The sequence below is a fragment of the Pseudundibacterium arcticum genome (genome assembly GCF_042646465.1).
GTDB classification, from domain to species: Bacteria; Pseudomonadota; Gammaproteobacteria; order Burkholderiales; family Burkholderiaceae_D; genus Undibacterium_A; species Undibacterium_A arcticum.
The window spans coordinates 1-1,492 of record NZ_JBHRTP010000132.1; the positions used below are offsets into that span (position 1 = coordinate 1).

Annotated in this window: 1 protein-coding gene; it reads left to right on the forward strand. The window is 63.1% G+C overall.

Annotated elements, in window-relative coordinates; genetic code table 11:
- Positions 1 to 57: 57 nt before the first annotated feature.
- A protein-coding gene (locus ACFOFO_RS26485; RefSeq protein WP_390329427.1) for an IS3 family transposase occupies positions 58 to 1,487 on the forward strand; the annotation gives its coding sequence in 2 pieces (ribosomal slippage) (positions 58 to 438 and positions 441 to 1,487; 1,428 coding nt in all).
- The last annotated feature ends 5 nt before the right edge of the window (positions 1,488 to 1,492 follow it).

Below are 1,492 nucleotides of genomic sequence, written 5' to 3' on the forward strand. Positions count from 1 at the left end.
TAGGTTCCCAACATGCACAACCGAAAGCATCAAATTAGCATTCCAGCAGATCCCGATATCGCAACCGGCCCGTTCCCCGCCGAGGCACAACGTCCCGACCCCGAGGTTGTTCCCACTGCCAAACGGCGTACCTTCTCCAAAGCCGAGAAGCTGCGCATTCTGGCTGCTGCCGACGCGTGTGTGGCTCCTGGTGACATCGGCGCCTTGCTGCGTCGGGAAGGCATTTACTCGTCCCACCTGGCCACGTGGCGCAAGCAGCGCCAACTTGCCGGCGAGGCTCAGCTCATGGAGCGCAAGCGCGGCCCGAAGGTCGATCCGGCTGCGGCCCAAGACCGCCGGGTGCTTGAACTAGAGAAGGAAGTCGAGCGTCTGCGCGACAAGCTGGTCAAGGCCGACCTGATCATTGACGTCCAAAAAAAACTTTCCATCCTGCTGGGGCTGAACACCAGCGACACGCCCGGCGAGCCGAAGTGATGAGCGCTGCCATCAGCCTGGCCGAGAAGGTTGGCGTCGCTACCGCCTGCCGTGCCTTGCGTCTGCCGCGCAGTGCGTTGTATCGCGACCGTGCCGCACGCCACGTCTGCCTGCTGCCGTCCCCGGCCGGCGCCTCAACCAGGCGCCCACCACTGGCGCTGTCGCAGCATGAGCGGCGCGTCGTACTTGATGTGCTCAACAGCCCGCGCTTCGCCAATTGTGCGCCGGCGGCTATTCACGCTCAATTGCTCGACGAAGGCCGCTACTTGGCCTCGGTGCGCACCATGTACCGCCTGCTGCAAGGCTGCGCCGCCGTACGCGAACGCCGCAACCAGCTGGCGCACCCTGAGTACGCCAAACCGGAATTGCTGGCCGTGATGCCGAACCAGGTGTGGAGCTGGGACATAACCAAGCTCAAGGGGCCGGTCAGAGGCACTTGCTTCCACCTCTACGTCATCCTCGACATCTTCAGCCGCTACGTCGTCGGCTGGATGGTGGCCGAACAAGAAACCGCCGAATTGGCCGAACAGCTCATCGCCGATAGCGCCACCAAGGAAAGCATTGCACCCGGCGCGCTAACCTTGCATGCCGACCGGGGCAGCAGCATGCGTTCCAAGCCGGTGGCGACGTTGCTGGTCGATCTGGGCATTGCCAAGTCGCACAGCCGGCCCTACGTCTCCGACGACAACCCGTACTCGGAGGCACAGTTCAAGACCCTGAAATACCAGCCGGGCTTCCCGTCGCGCTTCGGCTCGTTGGCCGACGCGCGCGCCCACTGCGCAACGTTCTTCGTTTGGTACAACCAACAGCATCGCCATTCCGGCATCGGCATGATGACGCCGCAGAGCGTCCACACCGGCCGCGCTGCCGAAGTGCGCAAGCAAAGACAAGCTACACTGGAGAGCGCCTTCCGGCGCACGCCAAACCGCTTCAAGAATCGGTTGCCACAGCCACAAAAGCTGCCGACGGCCGCCTGGATTAACCCGCCAATCATGGAGAAAAAAGCTGCCTGATACCG